At 69.8% G+C, this 232-nt stretch carries 1 pseudogene; it reads right to left on the minus strand.

Annotated elements, in window-relative coordinates:
- Positions 1–232, minus strand: a pseudogene (locus tag VC352_RS25090) (glyoxalase); the annotation flags it as partial.

Consider the following 232-nt stretch of genomic DNA (forward strand, 5'->3'; position numbering starts at 1 on the left):
GGACGCCGGCAGGTGACCTGGAAGCGTCGGGCAACGCCCATGTCATCGACGCTGTACAACACCCCCTGCGCATCGCGACGCACTTCACGGTCGCGCCCCAGCTCATCGGCGATGGCGTCGCGGTCGGCGACGGACTCGACGCCATACAGGGTTTCACGCAGGGAAGGCGCAGGGCCCAGGGCCGGCGGCCAGGCTGGGTCGTCATGCCGACGGATGACGATGGCGGTGCCCT

It is taken from the genome of Pseudomonas sp. C11 (genome assembly GCF_034683865.1).
In the GTDB taxonomy this organism is placed as follows: Bacteria; Pseudomonadota; Gammaproteobacteria; order Pseudomonadales; family Pseudomonadaceae; genus Aquipseudomonas.